The sequence below is a fragment of the Mesorhizobium sp. WSM3859 genome (assembly GCF_002295065.1).
Taxonomy (GTDB): domain Bacteria; phylum Pseudomonadota; class Alphaproteobacteria; order Rhizobiales; family Rhizobiaceae; genus Mesorhizobium.
In genome coordinates this window covers 345,845-366,474 of sequence record NZ_NSGG01000001.1, presented here as the reverse complement: position 1 = coordinate 366,474, position 20,630 = coordinate 345,845, and the positions used below count along the sequence as shown (strand labels likewise).

Annotated in this window: 25 protein-coding genes; 10 read left to right on the top strand and 15 right to left on the bottom strand. The window is 62.9% G+C overall.

Translation table 11 applies throughout. The features are described from left to right. Window positions 1-38 precede the first annotated feature (38 nt). Together CK230_RS01760 and CK230_RS01755 are read left to right on the top strand one after the other, a co-directional pair. On the top strand, window positions 39-815 hold the full coding sequence (locus CK230_RS01760; protein WP_176479981.1) for an ABC transporter permease: 777 nt from the start codon (window positions 39-41) through the stop codon (window positions 813-815). After that, window positions 812-1,594 (top strand): ABC transporter ATP-binding protein, encoded by a 783-nt coding sequence (locus CK230_RS01755; RefSeq protein WP_095815827.1) that lies wholly within the window; start codon window positions 812-814, stop codon window positions 1,592-1,594. Before CK230_RS01760 ends, CK230_RS01755 begins: the two co-directional genes overlap by 4 nt. Before the next feature lie 10 nt (window positions 1,595-1,604). Here the strand turns inward: CK230_RS01755 and CK230_RS33955 are convergent, their stop codons facing one another. From CK230_RS33955 to CK230_RS01740, 4 genes are all read right to left on the bottom strand, one after another. Beyond that, a complete protein-coding gene (locus CK230_RS33955; protein ID WP_280952511.1) occupies window positions 1,605-1,781 on the bottom strand; it encodes a DUF1778 domain-containing protein in 177 nt (58 codons plus the stop codon). A gap of 4 nt (window positions 1,782-1,785) precedes the next feature. After that, window positions 1,786-2,724, bottom strand: a complete 939-nt coding sequence (locus CK230_RS01750; protein ID WP_210325303.1) for a GlxA family transcriptional regulator — start codon at window positions 2,722-2,724, stop codon at window positions 1,786-1,788. Window positions 2,725-3,033: 309 nt separating this feature from the next. Further along, the gene (locus tag CK230_RS33950) at window positions 3,034-3,168 is read right to left on the bottom strand and encodes a hypothetical protein (protein ID WP_095815825.1); all 135 of its coding nucleotides are present in this window, start codon (window positions 3,166-3,168) and stop codon (window positions 3,034-3,036) included. A 352-nt stretch (window positions 3,169-3,520) separates the two neighbouring features. Further along, window positions 3,521-3,706, bottom strand: a complete 186-nt coding sequence (locus CK230_RS01740) for a hypothetical protein (protein ID WP_042645026.1) — start codon at window positions 3,704-3,706, stop codon at window positions 3,521-3,523. Window positions 3,707-3,925: 219 nt separating this feature from the next. On the opposite strand from CK230_RS01740, the gene CK230_RS01735 reads away from it, so the two are divergent. Beyond that, window positions 3,926-4,825: a LysR substrate-binding domain-containing protein gene (locus CK230_RS01735; protein WP_095815468.1), complete on the top strand. Its 900-nt coding sequence runs from the start codon at window positions 3,926-3,928 to the stop codon at window positions 4,823-4,825. Window position 4,826: 1 nt separating this feature from the next. Here the strand turns inward: CK230_RS01735 and CK230_RS01730 are convergent, their stop codons facing one another. Further along, window positions 4,827-5,792: an alpha/beta hydrolase gene (locus CK230_RS01730; protein ID WP_095815467.1), complete on the bottom strand. Its 966-nt coding sequence runs from the start codon at window positions 5,790-5,792 to the stop codon at window positions 4,827-4,829. A 411-nt stretch (window positions 5,793-6,203) separates the two neighbouring features. Then, window positions 6,204-6,389: a hypothetical protein gene (locus CK230_RS01725; RefSeq protein ID WP_095815466.1), complete on the bottom strand. Its 186-nt coding sequence runs from the start codon at window positions 6,387-6,389 to the stop codon at window positions 6,204-6,206. Window positions 6,390-6,684: 295 nt separating this feature from the next. Between CK230_RS01725 and CK230_RS01720 the strand changes: the two genes are divergently transcribed. Continuing rightward, entirely contained in the window at window positions 6,685-7,707 is a 1,023-nt protein-coding gene (locus CK230_RS01720) for an acyltransferase (protein WP_095815465.1), read from the top strand. 19 nt (window positions 7,708-7,726) lie between these two features. On the opposite strand, the gene CK230_RS01715 is transcribed toward CK230_RS01720, so the two are convergent. Continuing rightward, window positions 7,727-9,796: an ASKHA domain-containing protein gene (locus CK230_RS01715; protein ID WP_095815464.1), complete on the bottom strand. Its 2,070-nt coding sequence runs from the start codon at window positions 9,794-9,796 to the stop codon at window positions 7,727-7,729. Window positions 9,797-9,885: 89 nt separating this feature from the next. On the opposite strand from CK230_RS01715, the gene CK230_RS01710 reads away from it, so the two are divergent. Beyond that, complete coding sequence (locus CK230_RS01710; protein WP_245429787.1) at window positions 9,886-10,128, top strand: hypothetical protein; 243 nt, start codon at window positions 9,886-9,888, stop codon at window positions 10,126-10,128. A 79-nt stretch (window positions 10,129-10,207) separates the two neighbouring features. Here CK230_RS01710 and CK230_RS01705 read toward each other — a convergent pair whose 3' ends face one another. The 7 genes from CK230_RS01705 to CK230_RS01675 form a co-directional block, all read right to left on the bottom strand. After that, on the bottom strand, window positions 10,208-11,182 hold the full coding sequence (locus tag CK230_RS01705; protein WP_095815463.1) for a methyltetrahydrofolate cobalamin methyltransferase: 975 nt from the start codon (window positions 11,180-11,182) through the stop codon (window positions 10,208-10,210). Between the two features lie 138 nt (window positions 11,183-11,320). After that, window positions 11,321-12,412 (bottom strand): methylenetetrahydrofolate reductase, encoded by a 1,092-nt coding sequence (locus tag CK230_RS01700; RefSeq protein ID WP_095815462.1) that lies wholly within the window; start codon window positions 12,410-12,412, stop codon window positions 11,321-11,323. Next, window positions 12,409-12,999, bottom strand: coding sequence for a methylenetetrahydrofolate reductase C-terminal domain-containing protein (locus tag CK230_RS01695; protein ID WP_095815461.1), 591 nt, complete (start codon window positions 12,997-12,999; stop codon window positions 12,409-12,411). Before CK230_RS01695 ends, CK230_RS01700 begins: the two co-directional genes overlap by 4 nt. Continuing rightward, a complete protein-coding gene (locus CK230_RS01690; protein ID WP_095815460.1) occupies window positions 12,992-13,294 on the bottom strand; it encodes a virulence factor in 303 nt (100 codons plus the stop codon). The genes CK230_RS01695 and CK230_RS01690 overlap by 8 nt, the downstream gene beginning before the upstream one ends. Window positions 13,295-13,429: 135 nt before the next feature. Next, window positions 13,430-14,212 (bottom strand): formyl transferase, encoded by a 783-nt coding sequence (locus tag CK230_RS01685; RefSeq protein WP_095815823.1) that lies wholly within the window; start codon window positions 14,210-14,212, stop codon window positions 13,430-13,432. A gap of 93 nt (window positions 14,213-14,305) precedes the next feature. Next, entirely contained in the window at window positions 14,306-14,884 is a 579-nt protein-coding gene (locus CK230_RS01680; protein WP_095815459.1) for a DUF4893 domain-containing protein, read from the bottom strand. A gap of 23 nt (window positions 14,885-14,907) precedes the next feature. Then, entirely contained in the window at window positions 14,908-15,537 is a 630-nt protein-coding gene (locus CK230_RS01675; protein ID WP_095815458.1) for a DUF1638 domain-containing protein, read from the bottom strand. Between the two features lie 52 nt (window positions 15,538-15,589). Here CK230_RS01675 and CK230_RS01670 point away from each other — a divergent pair, with 52 nt between their 5' ends. Next, a complete protein-coding gene (locus tag CK230_RS01670) occupies window positions 15,590-15,724 on the top strand; it encodes an entericidin A/B family lipoprotein (RefSeq protein WP_041003961.1) in 135 nt (44 codons plus the stop codon). A gap of 76 nt (window positions 15,725-15,800) precedes the next feature. On the opposite strand, the gene CK230_RS01665 is transcribed toward CK230_RS01670, so the two are convergent. Beyond that, complete coding sequence (locus CK230_RS01665; RefSeq protein ID WP_095815457.1) at window positions 15,801-16,499, bottom strand: B12-binding domain-containing protein; 699 nt, start codon at window positions 16,497-16,499, stop codon at window positions 15,801-15,803. A gap of 272 nt (window positions 16,500-16,771) precedes the next feature. Here CK230_RS01665 and CK230_RS01660 point away from each other — a divergent pair, with 272 nt between their 5' ends. From CK230_RS01660 to CK230_RS01645, 4 genes are all read left to right on the top strand, one after another. Next, a complete protein-coding gene (locus tag CK230_RS01660) occupies window positions 16,772-18,346 on the top strand; it encodes a trimethylamine methyltransferase family protein (RefSeq protein WP_095815456.1) in 1,575 nt (524 codons plus the stop codon). 143 nt (window positions 18,347-18,489) lie between these two features. Further along, the gene (locus tag CK230_RS01655) at window positions 18,490-18,939 is read left to right on the top strand and encodes a hypothetical protein (RefSeq protein ID WP_141245972.1); all 450 of its coding nucleotides are present in this window, start codon (window positions 18,490-18,492) and stop codon (window positions 18,937-18,939) included. Next, window positions 18,936-19,616 (top strand): hypothetical protein, encoded by a 681-nt coding sequence (locus CK230_RS01650; RefSeq protein WP_095815454.1) that lies wholly within the window; start codon window positions 18,936-18,938, stop codon window positions 19,614-19,616. Before CK230_RS01655 ends, CK230_RS01650 begins: the two co-directional genes overlap by 4 nt. A 204-nt stretch (window positions 19,617-19,820) precedes the next feature. Then, window positions 19,821-20,552 carry a dienelactone hydrolase family protein gene (locus CK230_RS01645; RefSeq protein ID WP_095815453.1) on the top strand — a complete coding sequence of 244 codons (732 nt, stop codon included), beginning with the start codon at window positions 19,821-19,823 and terminating at the stop codon, window positions 20,550-20,552. The last annotated feature ends 78 nt before the right edge of the window (window positions 20,553-20,630 follow it).

Genomic DNA, 20,630 nt, shown 5'->3' with positions numbered 1-20,630 from the left:
TCCCACTTCCGAGAGACATGCTTTAAGGACAGGGCCTGATGCTGCGTCCCTTACATCCCGTTGCGCCGGGCACGCGAACCGTGCTCGGCATCGCCTTCTTCGTGCTATTCGTGGCCTTCTGGGCGTGGATCACGCTCGGCGGCCATGTGAGCCGGATCTTCCTCGCCGATCCCCTGTCGATGCTCAAGGATGGCTGGCGGCTGCTCGTCGAAGACCACTTCTGGCTCGATATCCTGATTACCATCTGGCGTGTCTTCGGCGGCTTTGTGCTGGCCTCGATCGTGGCGGTGCCGATCGGCATCGCCATGGGCGCCTGGAAGCCGGTCGAAGCCTTCCTCGAGCCGTTCGTGTCCTTTGCGCGCTACCTGCCGGCATCCGCCTTCATCCCGCTGCTCATCCTGTGGGCCGGCATCGGCGAATTTGAAAAGCTCCTGGTGATCTTCGTCGGCTCGGTGTTCCAGATCATCCTGATCGTTGCCGTCAAGGTCGGCGCTACGCGCCGCGACCTGGTCGAAGCCGCCTATACGTTGGGGGCGACCGACAACGGCATCGTCAAGCGCGTCATCATGCCGGCCAATGCGCCGGAGATCGCCGAAACGCTGCGGCTGGTGCTCGGCTGGGCGTGGACCTATGTCATCGTCGCCGAACTGATCGGCTCATCGTCGGGCATCGGCTACATGATCATCAACAGCCAGTCGCGGCTGGCGACCGGGCAGATCATCTTCGGCATCATAGTCATCGGGCTGATCGGGCTGCTGTCCGATTTCGCCTTCAAGGCGCTCAACCGCTGGCTCTTTCCATGGAGCCTGGCGTGAGCAAGCTTCTGATCGAGGGCGTCTCGCGGACCTTTGCCGGGGTCGGCGGCGGGCGGCCGGTGCGGGCGCTGCAGCCGGTCGACCTCGCGGTCGCGGCCAATGACTTCATCACCATCCTGGGGCCATCCGGCTGCGGCAAGTCGACGCTGCTCAGGATCGTCGCCGGACTGGAGGCGCCGAGCACGGGCCGGGTGCTGCTCGACGGCAAAGCAGTCACAAGGCCGGGACCCGATCGCGGCATGGTGTTCCAGTCCTACACGCTGTTTCCCTGGCTGACGGTCGCCGAGAACATCGGCTTCGGACTGCGCGAGCAAGGCAGGCCCGAGCGCGAGCGCAAGGAGATCGTCGCCTCCTACGTCGATCTGGTCGGCCTCAAAGGTTTTGAGAACCATTGGCCGAAGCAGCTTTCGGGCGGCATGCAGCAGCGCACGGCGATAGCCCGCGCGCTGGCCAACGATCCCGAAATCCTGCTGCTCGACGAGCCGTTCGGGGCGCTGGACAACCAGACGCGCGGGCTGATGCAGGAATTGCTGCTCGGCATCTGGGAGCGGCGCAAGAAGACGGTGCTGTTCGTCACCCACGACATCGAGGAGGCGATCTTCATGGCGTCGCGGGTGATCGTGATGACCGCCCGGCCCGGCCGCATCAAATCGGATGTCCCGGTCGACCTGCCGCATCCGCGCCACTACACGCTGAAGACCAGCCCGGAATTCTCCGCGCTCAAGGCACAGCTCACCGAAGACATCCGCGTTGAGGCGATGCGGACGGCACAGGTGTAGTCAGTTCGGCTCATACTGGATCGGGGTCGGGGAAAATGCTCGGTTCGTTCACGAGACGTTTTAGCCGTGGAAGATCACCGACGGGAGCTTCCAGAGCCGCCATGAACGCAGTCCATTTCTCCGCGTCGAGACGGAAGCTGCGCCGGTCAGATTGTCGAATTGGGTAGCTCTCGTAGTCATGTGACACTCGATCAGGCCGCCAGAAGCTGCTTGCGGTCGACGCGCTCCTGCTGCGGCGAGCGGGCGTAAAGCTCGCGATAGCATTTGGAGAAATGCGAGGCGGAGACGAAGCCGCAGGCAACCGCCACTTCGACCACCGGCATCGACGACTGGATGAGCAGGTGCCTGGCCCGGTCGAGCCGGATCTCCAGATAGTAGCGGGCGGGGGAGCGGCCCATCTCGGTGCGGAACAGGCGTTCGATCTGCCGGCGGGAAAGATCGACATGGTCGGCGATCTCGATCAGCGACAGCGGCTCGGAGAGGTTCGCCTCCATCAGCTCGATGATGGTCAGCACCTTGGAATTCTGGACGCCGAGGCGGGCGCGCAGCGGCAGGCGCTGGCGGTCCGTCGGGCTGCGCACGCGGTCGGTCAGCACCTGCTCGCAGACGCGGTTGACCAAGCTCTCGTCGAAATCGTCGCCGATCAGCTTCAGCATCATATCGAGCGCGGCGGTGCCGCCGGCGCAGGTGTAGACGTTCTGGTCGATCTCGAAGAGGTCGGCGAAGACATTGGCTTTCGGGAAGGCCTCGGAGAAGCCCGGAAGGTTCTCCCAATGGATGGCGCAGCGTTTGTTGGACAGCAGGCCGGCGGCGGCCAGGATATGGGCGCCGGTGCACAGGCCGCCCACGGCGACACCGCGATTATACTCCTCGCGCAGCCAGGCAAAGGCCGATTTGTTGTGGTAGCGCTCGACATTGATGCCGCTGCAGACGATCGCCATGTTTGGCCGGTCCGGCCCGGCCATCTTCCTGCGCTCCTCCTCGAGCGAGGTGTTGACGGCACATTCGACGCCGTTCGAGGCGCGAACCGGCTTGCCGTCGATGCTTGCCAGGCGCCAGCTATAGGCCTCATAGCCCAGCATCCGGTTGGCCGAACGCAGCGGGTCGAGCGCCGTCGCGAAAGCGATCATCGTGAAATCGGGAACGAGGAAAAATACAAACGATCTCTTGATCGGGTGCTTTACGGCATTCACGGTGAAACCTCACGCAGCCATGACGCGAACAGGATGTCGCGAACAGCATAGCGACAACAGGAAAAACCATTCCTGTCAATCGGGTAGGCGGCTAAGTGAAGATTAAATTTGCGACACGGGTCGCAAATGGGCAATAGGTGCAACCGCAGGGCGTCACTACGTGGTCGACAACTGCCGGGCCCAAATGGAAACGCCGCCTCGGCAAGCCGGGCGGCGTTGAATTCAGCTTATCGGTGCTGGATTGTCTCAGGCAATAAAGCCGAGACGGGCAGCGGCCACGGCGCCGGTCTGTCCGGGCATGGTGTTGGCGAGGCGCTGACGCTCCAGAGCGGTCGTCAGGTTCATCTCGCGGCGGGCGAAAAGGCGGGCAAAGAGCTTCATCATCATCTCCATTTGGTTGCTCAGACGGGTCGCCTTCGCTTGATGGAGTGGGGCAGCTCGTTTTTGCTGGCGCTGATATAGGCTCGCTTCGGCAAAAACTAAATCGCAAAAACGAAGCGCTTGATATGAAAAGCGACACGATTTGCGACATTTTTGGGCAGTGTGCCCATAATTTCCTATTATTTACAGTGCCTTATCTGGCCTATTAACCCGCTATGCGAGTGGTTCATATGCGTCATGCAGCGGCGGCATGGCTTGAAAAGTCGTTTGAATGCAAACAAGAAGGCCTAAAACAAACAAAAAGGCCTGCCGAGCTGACGCGACAGGCCTTCAGAACTCCATACACACGTGACTACTTCGCTCCGGCCCAGCTTCCGACACCGTGGCGCAAGCCGGTCTTGACGTCGGCGGCTTCAGGCCAGCCGATATCCTTCTGCAGTTCGATCGGCAGCGCATGGATGGCGCGTTCGGTCTGGTAGCGGGCGCGGGCCGCGCTGAATTCGGTCGCAAGCCGACCAATGGATGACAGAATAGACATTTTCTTCTCCTCTATGCGGGCAGGGAGGCGCCCGTCATTGCGTTAATTCAGGTCTGTTTCAGCTTCATTTCATGTCGATTGCAGGACTGTGTCAGGATCGTTTCATGGCTGCTTTTGGCAGCATCCTGCATCGATCGAGTTGACTATGCGCCTGGAGTGATGTTCAATCAAACGAAATGGAATGATGGATTGCATCAGAAAAATTGAAGGCACGCTCCCATGAATGCCCCGCTCAATCATCCCTTGCCGCTGCTTGACCTCGATGTGCTGCGCACCTTCGTGGCGATAGCCGAGACCGGCAGCTTCACCACCGCCGCCAACGCGGTGTTCCGCACGCCGTCGGCCGTGTCCATGCAGATCAAGAAGCTGGAGGATATTCTCGGCCGTTCCGTCTTCGCGCGCGACGCGCGTTCGGTGACACTGACCACGGATGGCGAGATGCTTCTCGGCTATGCGCGTCGGCTTCTGTCGATCAACCGCGAGGTGGTGTCGAAGTTCATCATCCCCGACATTGTCGGCGTGGTGCGCCTGGGTTCCCCGGACGACTATGGCGAGCGCGTGCTGCCGCATGTGCTGAAGCGCTTCGCGCAGTCGCATCCCTCGATCGCCGTCGACGTCACCATCGACCAGAGCATCAATCTGCGCCGGCGCATGGATGACCGCGCGCTCGACATCACGCTGCTCACCAATTCCTACAAGACCAGCGCGATCGGCGCCGAGGTTCTATTGACCGAACCGATCGTGTGGGCTGGCGCCAAGGGCGGCTGCGCGCATCTGCGCGAACCACTGCCGGTGTCGTTGTGGGAAGAGGGCTGCGCCTGGCGGGCCGGTGCGCTGGAAGCGCTTGGACGCGAGGGCCGCAATTACCGCATCGCCTATATGAGCGCCCACACGGCCGGTCAGCGCGCCGCGATCATGGCCGACCTCGCGGTGGCGCCGCTGCCCAAGTCCTTCCTCGGAGACGAGATGGTCTCGCTGGGCGCCAAGGACGGCATGCCCGAGATCGGCAACTACAATCTCGCCATGGTGGTGGCGCCCGACGCCAGCGCGCCGGTCAAGGCCGTCGCCGACCATATCCGCGCGACCTTCGAACTGTTCCGCGAAACCGGCAAGTTCTGAGCTATTCGGCCGCCGGCGCCGGGCGCGCTGCGAAATCGGCCTTTGCCGTGCGTCGCGCGTGCGCCGGGCGCACTGCTGGAGCGCTGTTGAGGAATGCCACGATGCTGTCGCGCGCGCGGCGTGCCTCGGGCATCTCGATCAGCGGCCAGACGTGGAACATGCCCTCCTCATAGACCACGTCCACCTCGACGCCGGCAGCCCGCGCCCTTTCGGCGAAGATGAGATTATCTGGTGTCAGCATGTCGCGTGAACCGGTCAGCAGCAGCGTCTTCGGCAGCACGGACAAGTCGCCGTAAAGCGGGCTGATGTGCCAGTCTTTGCGGTCGAAACCGGCGCTGTAAAGCCGCACCGCTTCCAGCCCGCCCGGAATACCCAGCCACGGATCCTGCCGCTCGGCCTCGAAGACTTCAGGATTTGCAAGCGAAACGTCGAGGCCGGGCGAAATCAGCACGTGATGCGACGGCGGGGGCAGGCCCTCCTCGGCCGCCATCATGGTCAGCACGACCGCCATGTTGCCGCCGGCGGAATCGCCCATGAAGACGATGTCCTCAGCGTCGGTCTCTTCAAGCATGCGCCGGTAGACGTCGCCGACCATACCGAACATGTCGTGGAAACCATGCTCCGGCGCGATGGGGTAAATCGGCACGGTGATGCCGAAACCGAGACGTTCCGCCATCTCGGCGATCAGCCCCCAGTGGTAGGAGGTGATCTGAAAGACATAGGCGCCGCCATGCATGTAAAGAATGCGCCGGCGCTCGCCCGCTTTCGGCGCGATCTCATAGACCGGAAAGCCGTCGATTTCGGTCTCGGCAATGTCCAGCCGCGCCTTCAGCAAGGCCGGTGGATGATAGTCCTCGGTCTTGCGGGCGTAGGCGATCCAGCGCTGCAGGTTCTCGGGGCTGGAAAACGCCTTCTTGCGGCTGTGCCTGAGAACAAACGAAACGAGATGGCTTTTCAAACTGGGCATGCGGATACACGGATCTCGGCGGAGCCGACTAAGAGAATTCCCCCCCGCTTTTTGAAGATCGTACCGCTGTTGAAAATGTCAAGGATTCACGCTGGCACATCGACGTGATCCGATGGCACCGGTTCCTTGTTTGGGCAATTCCGGACAGAAGGCTACGGCGAGTGGCCGAGCCCAACCGCGCGCGCTCTCCCTGGAATTGGCTTAGATCAGAATGACATTTCGCTGAATCGTCAACCCGATCTAACTTCTTGTTGGAGCATGATCTTCTCCGAAAACCGGTTCCACTTTTCGGGATCATGCTCTAGCGCCGCTTCGGCAGCAGCGCGGCGCGCAGTTTGTTGTCGCCGGTCGCCGGGGCCGCGTTGCGACCCCGGCGCTTGCCAAGCAGCTTGTATTTGTCGGCGAAGGTCATCAGCGCGACGTGCCCAGAAGCAGCTTGTGCAGTGCTGCCTGCGGGTCGCTCGGCGGCGAGGCCGGCCAGCCGATATCCTTCTGGACATGCGCCGGCAGATCGTTGAGCGCGCGGATCGCCTTGTTCCTGGTATGAGCCTGCCGGATGGTGACACCGAAGCGGCTGAGATTTCCGAACATCGACATTTTTTCTTCTCCCTTGAAGAGCAATGGCGGCCGAGGGTTGGTCGCTGCCGCCATGCGATGGCCGCTAAATGCGTCAGGCATGTATCGGGTCGATTTCGCGAAAACAGCGTTTCGGTTTCCGGACGGTGCCGACCCGGAAACATTTGCATGCCAATGATTTAAGCAGACCGACGGCCGAGCCCGGTCCGAATAGCTGCCATGGGTGGTTGACACAGCGGAGCGGCTGCGTAGTTATTGTGCAATGCGGCGTGGGGGTATGTGCACCGCAGCATGATGCGAGACGGGTCAGGGCATCATGACAAGCATACACAGCATCCAATATCTACGCGGCCTCGCCGCGTGCGCGGTCGTGTGCTTCCATGTCAGCGAGCAGTTCGGCGGTCCGTTCGATGTCGGAGCAGCCGGCGTCGACGTCTTCTTCGTCATCAGCGGGTTCATCATGTGGGTGACGACGGCGGGCAGGCCGGCCAATCCCTGGCGTTTCATGAGCCGCCGGATCACCCGCATCGTGCCTCTCTACTGGATCGTCACGCTGCTGACTGCGGCGGGCATCCTGCTCAAGCCGCAGTTCTTCTACGGCCATTTCCTCAGTGTCTCGAATTTCGTCGGCTCGCTGTTCTTCCTGCCGGTGCTGCAGGACGATGCGCTGCATCCCATCGTCATACAGGGTTGGACGCTCTGCTATGAGATGATGTTTTATCTCGTTTTCACGCTCGTCCTGTTTCTGGGCGAGCGCTGGCGGTTCGTCGTTCTCGTGGGCGCACTTGTCGCCATCGTCGCGCTGCATTTCGCCCTTCCCGCGGGATACGCGCGTGCCTTCACCGATCCTGTCGTGATCGAGTTCGCGGCCGGCGTCGTCGTGGCGCGCTTGTGGCTTCAGGGCGCCAGGCTGCCGCTCGGGGCGGGACTGGCGATGTCTGGCGCGGGATTTCTTCTGCTTGCGGCCGGCCCGCTGTTCGATGACGATTTGCCGCGCGTCCTGCGCTGGGGACTCCCGGCCACATTGATCGTGGCCGGCGCTGTCTTTGCCGAGCGCGCCCGGCCGTTCAAGCCGGCTGCCTTGCCCACTTTTCTCGGCGACGCGTCCTATTCGATCTATCTGTGGCACGTCGTGGTTGGCGTGCTGGCGACGGGCGTCATCTTGAGGACCGGCGTCCCGGCGGTGTTGCAACCGGCGACGATCCTGGTCGCCACGCTTGCACTCTCGGCGATGCTCTATCTGATTGTCGAAAAGCCGTTGATCGGGCTGCTGCACCCGCAAGGTCCCAAGAGCGCCGTCAAGGCAAGCAACGCTGCGGCCGCAGGGGCCGCGGAATGAGATCGGCTAAAGCCTTGTTCTAGTCGCGGCCGCGGCGTGCCGCGCGCTCCTCGCGCGAACGCCGGCGCGGGGTGACGTCGCCGGCGGTGCCGTCCTCGCTCATTGCCTTGCGCGGCGGCAGCTTCACCGCTGCAGCCAGCTTCGGGAACGGGTCGACCTTGTTCGGCAGCGCCATGGCGTAGACGAAGTGCTCCTGGAATTTCGGCTCCAGCGCCGTCTCGATCTTCTCGATCCGGCTCACGGTCTCCTCGATCTCGCGGCGGTAGCCGCGGTTGAGCAGCGCCATGCGCGCGCCGGCGCCGGCGGCGTTGCCGACGGCCGAGACCTTGTCGAGATCGCAGTCGGGGATCAGGCCGAGCACCATGGCGTATTTCGGATCGATGAAGGAACCGAAGGCGCCGGCGAAATGGATGCGGTCGACGTGGTCGGTGTGCTGCTTTTCCATCAAAAGCTTGGTGCCGGCATAGAGCGCCGCCTTGGCAAGCTGGATGGCGCGAACGTCGTTCTGGGTGATGGTGATCTTCGGCTCGCCTTCCTTCAGCACATAGGAGAACGTGCGGCCGTTGGGCACGATGCGCGGCGAGCGCGCTGCCAGCGATCCGTCGACGACGCCGTCTTCCGAAATGATGCCCGACAGATACATCTCGGCGATCACTTCGATGATGCCCGAACCGCAGATGCCGGTGACGCCGGTCGCCTGTACGCTTTCGGCGAAGCCCGGCTGATCCGACCACAATTCCGAGCCGATGACGCGGTAGCGCGGTTCTAAAGTGTCCGGATCGATACGCACGCGCTCGATGGCGCCGGGCGCCGCGCGCTGGCCGCCGGAGATTTCCGCGCCCTCGAAGGCCGGACCGGTGGGCGAGGAGGCCGCGACGACGCGCGTGGAGTTGCCGAGGACGATCTCGGCGTTGGTGCCGACGTCGACGATCAGCATCATCTCGTCCTGCCGGTGCGGACCTTCCGACAGGGTGACGGCGGCAGCGTCGGCGCCGACATGGCCGGCGATGCAAGGCAGCATGTAGAGGCGGGCGCCCTGGTTGAGCTTAAGGCCGATATCGGAGGCCTTGATGCGCACCGCGCCCGAGACGGCGAGCGCGAAGGGCGCGCCGCCGAGCTCGGTCGGATCGATGCCGAGGAAAAGGTGATGCATGATCGGATTGCCGACGAAGACGGAATCCAGGATGTCCGCGCGTTGGACGTTGCCTTCGGCGCAGACTTTGTCGACCAGACTGGAAATGGCCTCGCGCACGGCGACCGTCATGCCTTCGCGTCCATCCGGATTCATCATCACATAGGAGACGCGGCTCATCAGATCCTCGCCGAAGCGGATCTGCGGATTGGACGTGCCGGACGAGGCGGCGACGCGGCCCGACAGCAGCGACACCAGATGCATGGCGATGGTGGTCGAGCCGATATCGCAGGCAAGGCCATAGGCTTCGTTCTTGAGTCCGGGCCACAGCGCAATGACCCGCGCGACGTCGCTGTCGGCATCCTTGTGGATGGCCGCCGTCGCGGTCCAGTTGCCCTTGCGCAGGATGCCCTGCACCTGCGGCATGAGGTAGAAGTCGAATTCGAGATTCTTGAGGCCCCAATCCTTCATCAGGGCGATCTTGAGCCGGTCGAGGTCGCCGAGCGGCTTGTGCATGTCGGGCTCTTCGATCTCGACATAGCACATGCGGATCGCCGTATCGCGCGCGATCACCCTGGTGTCGGCGTCCTTGCGGATGGTCTGGGCGTTGATGACCGTGTCCTGCGGCACGTCGATGACGAGGTCGCCAAGGATCTGGGTAGAGCAGGACAGGCGCCGCCGCTCGGGCAGGCCGCGCACGCGCTCGTAGCGCTCTTCCTTGGCGCCCTTGGGGGAGATGTGGTCGTTGGACGAGACGATCTTATGCTTGGCGAAATTGCCTTCCTGCACCTCGATCTGGCAGCGCCCGCAGGTGGCACGGCCGCCGCAAACGCTTTCGACATAGACGCCGAGCTGGCGCGCGGCATCGAGCACCGGCGTTCCGACCGGGAACCGGCCGCGCTTGCCTGACGGCATGAACAGGACGAGCGGATCGGTGATGTTGGGCGGAGGATTCATGCTGGCACGCGTCTCGATGGCAATTGCCGATGCCGTTTAACGGATCGTTCTACTATTGGGCGGAGAGTCCGCTGGTCCAGGGGCCAACCATGTCGGATCTGCTGCTCTCCGCCGTCCTCACCGCCTTCACCATGGTGCGCGTGATCAAGGGCTCGTGGCTGCGCAATCCGCAATACCTCGCCACCGGAATTCTCGGCGCGATCGTCGGAGCGCTGGTCCTGCATGCATACTGGCCCGCCTATGACGATGATTTCATCGTCGGCGGCGTCACGGGCATTTTCGGGTCGTGGGCGGGCATGGCGCTGTTCGACGCCATAGTGGGTATGGCCTGAACGCAAAGCAGAGCTGTCCGACCGCATCCACGATGCGATCGGACCAGCCTTGTTTGCGATGCGGCCCACGATTGCGCGCTTATCCCCTGGCCATGCGGGCTTCACGGCCGCCGCGGCGGCGGCCGCCGGCGGCAGCGCCGTCGCCGGGAGCGGTGACCGCGACCGGCGCGGCAACGGCATGGCCGCCTTCGGCCGGCTTGTAGTCCTTGTAGGTGCGGATCCAGTTGGTGCAGTTCTCGTCGGTGCCGTTGAGCACATTGGCGCCGCGCACGGCTTCCATTTCCTGCGGACGGACCGGGTTCATGATTGCCGAGGTCATGCCGGCGCCGATCACCATCGGAATGAAGGCGGCGTTGATGCCGTGGCGGTGCGGCAGGCCGAAGGAGATGTTGGAGAGGCCGCAGGTGGTGTTGACCTTGAGCTCCTCACGCAGGCGGCGCAGCAGCGCGAACACCTGGCGGCCAGCATCGCCCAGCGCGCCGATCGGCATCACCAGCGGGTCGACGACGACGTCATGCGCCGGGATGCCGAAGTCGGCGCAGCGCTCGACGATCTTCTTGGCGACAGCGAAGCGGACGTCCGGGTCCATCGAAATGCCGGTCTCGTCATTGGAGATGGCGACGACCGGAACGTTGTATTTCTTGACCAGCGGCAGGATCGCCTCGAGCTTCTCTTCCTCGCCGGTGACGGAATTGACCAGCGGGCGGCCCTTGGCGACCTTCAGCGCGGCCTCGATGGCGGCGGTGACCGAAGAGTCGATCGATAGGGGCAGGTCGACCAGGCCCTGCACGATCTCCAGCGTCTGCACCAGAAGCGCCGGCTCGGTCGCGTTGGGGTCGACAGCGGTGACGCCGGCATTGACATCGAGCATGGTGGCGCCGCAGGCGGCCTGTTCCAGCGCGTCCTTGATGACGGTTTCGAAATTGCCGGCCACCATCTCGGCGGCCAGCTTCTTGCGGCCGGTCGGGTTGATGCGTTCGCCGATCACGCAGAAGGGCTGATCGAAGCCGATGACGATTTCTCGGGTCGCCGAGGCGACGATGGTGCGGGTCATGCGATCTCTCCGTCGGGATATAAAGAGTTCTTTATATCGTTATCTGATTTTGTTCAAGCGAATGGTGACTGCCACCTAGACTCTAACTTCATGTATGTCGTTGTCCCAAAACCGGTTCCCACTTTTGGGCGACATACATCAATGCGCGGTCTTCACCATGTCCACCTGGGTTTCGGTAATCTCGTCATGCAGTATGTGGTCGAGCCGCTCGGCGACGATCTGGTCGTCGCGGCGGATTTCGCGCTGCCAGGGCTGGCGGCCTTTCAGCACGCCGGATTCATCGACGATCTCGGCGACATATTCCTCCTGGCGGTAGGCCATCACATGGACGCCGGCGACGCCCGGGATTTCCTTCACCTCGTTGATGATGTCGATGCAGAGCTGCTTGCCTTCCTTCTTCTGGTCCTGCGCGCCTTCCAGCCGCTTGATCACCGCGTCTGGGATGTGGATGCCAGGCACGTTGGAGCGGATCCATTTCGCCGTCTTGGCGGAAGCCAGCGGACCGACGCCGCAAAGCAGGAAGAGCTTCTCGGTGTGGCCGAGGTCGCGGGCCTTCTGCATGAAGGTTTTGAACATCGGCACGTCAAAGCAGTACTGCGTCTGCGCGAACTGCGCGCCGGCAGCGATCTTCTTGCCGAGATGGATCGGGCGGAAGTCGTAAGGCGGCGCGAAGGGATTGACCGCGCAGCCGAGGAAGACCTGCGGCGGCGTCGTCAGCTTGCGGCCGGACAGGAACTTGCCGTTGTCGCGCATGATGCGGATGGTTTCGAGCAGCGACATGGAATCGAGGTCGAACACCGGCTTGGCGCCCGGCTGGTCGCCGGCCTGCACGCCGTCGCCGGTGAGGCAGAGCATGTTGGCGACGCCCATGGCGGCGCCGCCCAGCACGTCGCCCTGGATGGCGATGCGGTTCTTGTCGCGGCAGGCGATCTGCATGATCGGCGCATAGCCCATGCGCGTAAGCAGCGCGCAGATGCCGACCGAGGACATGTGGCAGTTGGCGCCCGAGGCGTCGACCGCGTTGATGGCATCGACCCAGCCGTCGAAGATCTTGGCGCGGTTGTAGACGTCTTCCGGATCGGCGCTGTCGGGCGGGTTGAGCTCGGTCGTCACCGCGAACTCGCCGCGGCGTAGCACGCGCTCCAGCCGGCCGCGCGACGTGTGGCCGGGCAGGGGTTCGAGCGGCAGATGGATGCCGGCCGGATTCTCGTCGCGCTGGCGGGCGTTCATGCCGAAGCTCCGGTGTTCTGGTCCGTCTCACGCGCGGCGGCGGCCTGCGCGGTGACCCGCAGCCAGGCCGAGGTTTCGCGCAGCGACTGGTCGACCGGCTTCTGCACGGTCAGGATCTTGTCGCCATGCACCATGTTGCGCGAGCCTTCCCAGGCCTTGACCCAGACGCAGGGCATGTCCGGCTCGACCTCGCAATTGCCGTTGGCGCGCACGCCGCCGCACGGGCCGTTGCGCAGCTGCTTGGGGCAGTTCATCGGGCACGACATGCCGGTGGAGGAGAGCACGCACTGGCCGCACATGCGGCAGTCGAACATGAAGCCCTTGACGCGCTTTTCGACGAATTTCACCGGAGCTTCGACACGGCCATAGCCGATACCTTTCCACAGGGGATGCAACAGCAGGAAGACGTCGGCGAACCGGCTATAGAACCATTCGAGCAGTCGCGAGTGTCGGATAGACCAAAGCCGCACGGCGAAGGTGCGCTGGACGCGGCGTTGCGGCGACACGTCGGCAGGCTTGTAGTCGGATCTCGGCGCTGCCTTCTTGACCAATGTGGCCTGGGTAACCGCCGGCTGCTTGTCAGACATTTTCTTTCCCGCCAGCCTTGACCAGAGCGACCAGCCGCTCGCGGTCATATTTCGCGTCGAGTTCCTGGAAAGCCTTCTCGACCTCGGCCTCGATGTCGTCGCCGACCGGGACCGGGTCGGCCTTGCGCCATTCCGCCAGATAGTCGTCGGTGCCGCCGGCGCCGGTGCGCATGGCGCACATGTCGATCGCCTCGGTGAAGCGCAGCGGCAGCTCGCGCTTGGCGTTCTGCCGGCCCTTCCTGACGATGACCTGGGCAGGAATGTCGCGCCAATAGACGACGATCAGATCGGCCATGAATTCTCAACTCCTCGATATGTCGGAGCATTGCCGCATGCGCTGTTGGGCCGCTTGTTATGGGACGACGCGCGCCCCTTCAAAAGCGACGCTGGCAATGACGCAAAGCGAATGCGGAAATCCGTCGCCGGCCGATTACCAGACGCGCTTGGTCAAGCCGGTCCAGAGATAGTACCAGATCGTCGGGTGATACCACTGCTTCGACGGCAGGCCGGGATCGATCGTTTCCAGTCTGCCGGCCAGCGCATTGCCGACCGCCTCGACGCAGATATCGCGCGAAAAGGCTGCCTGGCGCAGTGCGTAGCTGGCGATTGTATCGCCCGTCTTGGGTTTGCCGCGTGCCTGTTTCAGCACACCGCCGGTATCGACGCCGGCATCGACCAGATGCACGGTCGTGCCGAAGTTCCCCTGATCGCCCGAAGCCAGCGCCCAGTAGCCGCCGTTCATGCCGCGATATTTCGGGGCGAGGCCGGCGTGATAGTTGAGAACGGGACAAGGCATCTTTGACAGCGTATCCTTCGACAGCAGCCGGCAACCGGCCAGCAGGACGACACCCGGCTTGATGCCCGTGATTTCCTTCAGGCATTCCGGCCCGTTGGCCGAGGGCACATGGATGATCGCCTGGCCTTGCCGCGGCTCGGTCGCGAGCTTCTCCTCGGCAATCAGCCGCTCGGCATGGCCGGCAAGGAAGCGCTTGCCGAGCCTGGTCAGCACCATCGTGCCGAGCTGGCCGATGGCCGAGATCCAGCCCTGTCGCCGGGCACGGCCCAAGAGCAGCCGCCTTTTGGATTCAGGGTTCTCGAGGATGACGCTGACGGGACCGACGCGATCGGCAATCGCATTGATGATGGCCCAGATATGCGGGCCACCTTCTGTAACGACCACGATAGGTCGCGTACTCGATTCCAACGCTGCCACGGCAAGCACCCGTCTAAAGACCGGGCGCATGCTATGCGGGGCGGGTTAATCCTTGGTGTGCCGGAGGTCTTCGGTCAGCCGCCAGAGCGTGGTTCAGCGTTTGAATTCCATGATGTCGAGCTTCGATTCGTAATAAGGCGCGGGGAATTCGATCCGCCATTCGCTGGCGCTGTTGCGGAAGGCGTAGCCGACCTGGTCGCTCTCCGGGCCGCTGCCATAGGGCTTGGGCTTGTCGTCATTGACCGAGAACGAGCCGAGATAGATGGCGCGCTTGTCGTTGTCGTCGAAGAAGCGGCCAATCGTGCGCTGCGAGCCGGTGATCTTGGTAAGCCGCCAGCCCGAGCCGTCGTCTGTCACCTTGCACTTGAACCAGCCATAGATGATCAGCGGGCTCAGGCCACCTGCCTTGATGGTGCGGCACTTCCAGTTGCCGGTGAGGTCCTTGTCGGAGAAGGCGACGAGCGGCTTGGCGAGCAGTTCATCCAGTTGCTTCACCTCGGCCGGATCGCCGGCCTTGGCCTCCTCGAGGGCCGCCTTGCGCGTCTCGCCATACTTGTCCAATCGCGCCTTGTCGGCGGCAGTGATCAGCTTCTGCACTTCGCCGTCGGCATAGGCGGGCAAGGCTACGCAGACGCTCACAAGCAAAGCGAGGAGCAAAGGTCTAACAGGCATGGAATTCCCCCCGATCGAAAGTCTCAACCAGATGCCGCCGCCCGCGCCAGTTCGCTCGTCAGATCACCATAGCCGGTCGGTCGGCGCTCATAGGCAAGCCCGAGCATGATTGCGGCTTTCTCGGCGACCTTGTCGAGTTCCGGATCGTCGGTCTGGGCGAGATAGACCAGCTTCTCGTAGTTGCCGAAATAGTCCTTGATCAGCTCGGGGTGCCTGTCGAGGCCGAGCGGCCTGATGAAGAAGGCCTCGAACTGGCGGCAGAGGAAGTCGGTCATGTAGAACGACATCATGTCGTCCTCGGCGACCTTCGCATAGGCGTCCATGCCCTGGTAGAAGGCAAAGCAGTGCGGCCCGGCCATCCGCTCGACGCCATGCTTCTCGATGACGCGGTCCAGCATGCCGCCGGTGCCGCAGTCGGCATAGCCGACAAAGATGCGCCCGTAGCCTTCGGCCTTGGCTTTCTCGATCGCCTTGTCCATCGCCGGCACGATGCGGTCCGGATAGAAATGGAACTCGGCCGGCAGACAGGTCAGTTCGAGATGGTCGAGCTTTAGCTGTTGCTTGACGGCCAAAACTTCGCGCGCAATCATTCCGCAGGCGATGACGAGCAGCCTGTCTGTTTGATTCGGTTCCGTTTTTTGCGTCTTGACCAAGTCAGGCCGGCTTTCGCTGCGGGGCTAATATCTGTCGAGGGAGACACCGTCCATGAAACTGCTACGCATCGCGCCGATCGCCATCCTGGCCTGCGCGCTTGCACTCACCGCCTGCGCCAACACCATCCGCGGCGTCGGCAAGGACGTCAAATCGACGGCAAGGGCGGTCAAAGACACTGTCAACTGATCTTCTCCCATCATCTGGGAACAAAAAAGCCGCGCTGCAAGGCGCGGCTTTTTTTGATCCATCCTGATGCCTTGGGTCAGGCGGAAGCGCGAACGTTGTGCTTGCGCTTCATATAATCCTTGGCGGTCTCGACCGCCACCGCCGCGTCGCGGCAATAGGCGTCGGCGCCCACGGCCTTGCCGAATTCCTCGTTGAGCGGTGCGCCGCCGACCAGCACGACATAATCGTCGCGGATGCCCTTTTCCTTCATCGTATCGATGACGACCTTCATATAGGGCATGGTGGTGGTGAGCAGCGCCGACATGCCGATGATGTCGGGCTGGTGCTGCTCGATGGCGTCGAGATATTTCTCGACCGCGTTGTTGATGCCGAGGTCGATGACGTCGAAGCCGGCGCCTTCCATCATCATGCCGACGAGGTTCTTGCCGATGTCGTGGATGTCGCCCTTGACGGTGCCGATCACCATCTTGCCCTGCTTCGGCGCGCCGGTGGCGGCGAGCAGCGGACGCAGGATGGCCATGCCGGCCTTCATGGCGTTGGCCGACAGCAGCACTTCCGGCACGAAGAGGATGCCGTCGCGAAAATCTTCGCCGACGATGCGCATGCCTTCGACCAGTGCTTCGGTCAGCACCTTGTAAGGCGCCCAATTGCGCTCGAGAAGGATATGCGTGCCTTCCTCGATTTCTTCCTTCAGACCGTCATAGAGGTCGTCATGCATCTGCTGCACAAGCTCCTCGTCGGAAAGCTCGGAAAGGATGATCTCGTCGTCGGCCATTTTTCCTCGGGCTCCTTGCTGCTCGGAATGACTGCGGCAGCCTAAAAATCGATGCGCCAATACCTAACCCGCGAGGGCAAGCCAGCCATAGCTGATTTGCGACTTCCCGCAAAAGGAAAGCGACTGAAAAATTGGCGCTTTTCTTGTCGATTTTGCGACAGGCGTTGGCGCTGGCTGGCCGTTTCCAATAGGGTGCATGGCTACGATCCGGCAAGAAGCGGCGACGATGAGCCGCCCCAGCCAATTCAGGCCAAGTTATAGGAAGAACGATCATGAGCGATAACGCGGCAGTCGAGCAGGAAGCGTCGGGCGGACGGCGCGGTCGCGGCGCCAGCGGCGGTGCGGCGGCACGCCGAGCAGCGCGTTCGGGCGGCGGCCCAGGCACCCAGCTCACCTATATCAAGCGCAAGATCAACGTCTACGAGGTCCTCAACGAGGAAGGCCTGGCGCTGATCGAGAAGAACACCGACACAGTGCTGGAAGAGATCGGCATCATTTTTCGCGATGATGCCGAGGCGCTGGCGCTGTGGAAGGATGCCGGCGCCGACGTCAAGGGCGAGCGCGTGCACTTCCCCAAGGGGCTCTGCCGCTCGCTGCTCAAGACCGCGCCCTCCATCTACACCCAGCATGCGCGCAACCCGGAACGTTCGGTGCAGATCGGCGGCAATGCGACGGTGTTCGCGCCGGTCTACGGCCCGCCCTTCGTGCGCGACCTCGACGGCAATCGCCGCTACGCGACGATCGAGGATTTCCAGAATTTCGTGAAGCTCGCCTACATGGCGCCGTCGATCCACCATTCGGGCGGCACGGTCTGCGAGCCGGTCGACGTGCCGGTCAACAAGCGCCATCTCGACATGGTCTACAGCCACATTCGCTATTCGGATAAGCCGTTCATGGGTTCGGTGACGGCGCCGGAGCGGGCCGAGGACACCGTGGCGATGGCCAAGCTGGTGTTCGGCGACGACTTCGTCGAGAACAACACGGTTCTGACCAGCCTGATCAACGCCAACTCGCCGATGGTGTTCGACGAGACCATGCTCGGGGCGCTCAAAGTCTATTCGCGCCACAACCAGGCCTGCATCGTCACGCCCTTCATCCTGGCGGGCGCGATGAGCCCGGTGACGGTTGCCGGCACGCTGACGCAGGTGCTGGCCGAAGTGCTGGCCGGCGCCTCGTTCACGCAGCTGATCAAGCCCGGCGCGCCGGTGCTGTTCGGCACCTTCGCCTCGTCGATCTCGATGCAGTCGGGCGCGCCGACTTTCGGCACGCCAGAGCCGTCGCTGGTTTCTTACGGCGCCGCGCAGCTCGCTCGCCGGCTCGGCCTGCCGTTCCGTACCGGCGGTTCGCTCTGCGCCTCGAAGATCCCGGATGCGCAGGCGGCCTATGAGAGCGCCAACACGCTCAACTCGACCATCCTTGCCGGCACAAATTTCGTGCTCCATTCGGCCGGTTGGCTCGAGGGCGGTCTCGCCTCCTGCTACGAGAAATTCATGATGGACATCGACCAGCTCGGCATGCAGCAGAAGTTTGCCGAGGGTGTCGACCTGTCGGAAAATGGCCAGGCGATGGACGCCATCCGCCAGGTCGGTCCGGGCAGCCATTATCTCGGCTGCGACCATACCCAGGCGAATTTCCAGACGGCCTTCTACCGCTCCAACATCGCCGACAACAATTCCTACGAGCAGTGGCTGGCCGAGGGCGAGAAGACCGCGCCGCAGCGTGCCAACGAGCTCGCCCGCCGCTGGCTGGAGAGCTACGAGGCGCCGCATCTCGATCCGGCGATCGACGAGGCGCTGAAGGAGTTCATCGCCAAAAAGAAGGGCTCGATGCCCGACGCCTTCACTTGAAAGGAGCCCGAGTCAGGCCGGGCTAAAGTGGCCGACATCATCCACAAGGAAGTCTGGCGGAGCGCGTTCTCCGACCCGGACCGGAAGGGATGATTTTTGCCCGTGACGCGAGTATTCTCCGGCGGTTCAAGTCGGAGGTCCAAATGCGTCGAAGGGCGTTGAAGGGGATCGCGGCTGATGTCGCCGCGTCTTTCATCAGCCGTAACAACGATTGCGATGGCTACTGGACCGTCGGCAAACTTCATTCGTACGCGAGAGAACACTCGACGACTAAAATCCTGATCGATGTATCGGGCAAGTTGCCGAGCACGCTGTCCGAATTCGCTTCGATAGCCGCCAAATACGGTTCAATGATCGAAGCTCAGGCTGCCGCGAAGGGCTTGGGAATTCGTGCCGGTCAAATTGAAGTCGAGTTCGATCTTCCGAAAACCAACCAGTGCTCGGCGGACGAAGCCGGATTCATCTGCGCGGTGACAATCGTTGACGACCGAGGGCAAGCTTGGATCCGCAAGGCCCTCGGCTGCTCCCGCCCGCATGATCCAAAACGAGAGCGACGTAGCTCGCGAGCTCAAGGCGAAGCTATCGCCCTATGATCGGTGGCTATCATCCTGTCAGTGAGGCTCTGGTCCGATATGGACTAATCGTCCGTGGTGGCTTCAATTTCGTCGATGACGAAGACGTTCCCCTCGGTCCATCAGGCGTTTCCGCCAAATCTGCGCTGCTCATCGGGCAGGCGGGCGCGGCGCCTTGGCCGCATTTCCAGCGGTGGCTGGGGCAGCAGGCGAGGGACATCGCCAATCCGCTCGACACCTGGTCGCGCGAGGTGATCGGCGCCTTTGCGCAGGAATTCGGCGCGCGCGCGGTGTCGCCTTCGGATCGGCCCTATCTGCCGTTCCAGCAATGGGCGATGCGCGCGGAAGGGCTGAAGCCGTCGCCGCTCGGCGTTCTGATGCATCCAACCTACGGGCTCTGGCATGCCTATCGCGGGGCGCTGCTGTTCGAAGACGAGATTTCTCTCGCCCAAGCTCACAAAGCGACTCATATTTGCGACACATGTGTCGCAAAACCCTGCCTGAAATCCTGTCCGGTGGACGCCTATTCGGCGGACGGTTTCGCGCACCGGGCCTGTCTGGCGCATGTGCGCGGCGCTGATGGCGCGCCTTGCCGCGCCGGCGGCTGCCTCGACCGCAACGCCTGTCCCTATGGCGCTGCGTATCGCTATCCGGCTGACGTGCAGGCTTTCCATATGGCGGCGTTCGCTGGGGTGTAGGCATTCTCTGATCCGCACGGAAACTTGACCACCATTGAGATGTCGTGGCTTGCCCTGACGGGCGACGCGGATATCTATCGGCTGGAGCAATTCCAGGAAAAGTGTGAGCGGTTTTCCGTCCGGAATTGCGTAAAAACAAGGAGATAGAGCGGTTCACCGTTTCCGTGAAACGGTGAACCGCTCTAGCAACAAGCGGAGCGCGCAATGACGAAGCAGGACGTCGAGATCAAAACCCAGGACGGTACGGCGAAAGCACGGCTGTTTCGTCCGGCCGCGCCGGCCAAGGCGGGAATCGTCCTGTACATGGATATTTTCGGCCCGCGTCCGGCACTCGACCGGATGGCCGAGCGCATCGCCGGGCTTGGCTATGCCGTGCTGGTGCCCGATCTCTTTTACCGCAATGCGCCCTACGGTCCGTTCGATCCCAAAACCGCCTTTGCCGAGGAAAAGAGCAAGGCCGCGCTCTCTGCGTTGAGCGGCGGCACGACGCAGGGCATGACCATCCGCGACGGCAGCGCCTTCCTCGACGCGCTCGCGGTCGAAGCGGTTGAGGGGCCGATCGGCGTCGTCGGCTATTGCATGGGCGGCGCGCGGGCGCTCAACGCGGCCGCGGCCTATCCCGACCGCATTGCTGCCGCGGCAAGCTTCCATGGCGGCAACCTGGCCAGCGACGCGCCCGACAGCCCGCATCGCAAGGCGGCCTCGATCGAGGCTCGCGTCTATGTCGGCGTCGCCGGCATCGACCGCAGCTTCCCGCCGGAGCAATCGGCGCGGCTGGCGGAGGCGCTCAGGGTGGCAGAGGTCGACCATACGATCGAGAACTATGTAGGCGTCGGCCATGGCTGGTGCGTGCCGGATCATAGCGTCTATGACGAAGCGGGCGCCGAACGTCACTGGAAGCGGCTGACGACGTTTTTCAAAGAGACGCTCGGCTAGCCCGCAGATCGCCGAGAGGGCACCGCGTAGGAAAAGGTGCCGCCGCAAAAAAATCTTTCCATCATCCCAAGGATTGGT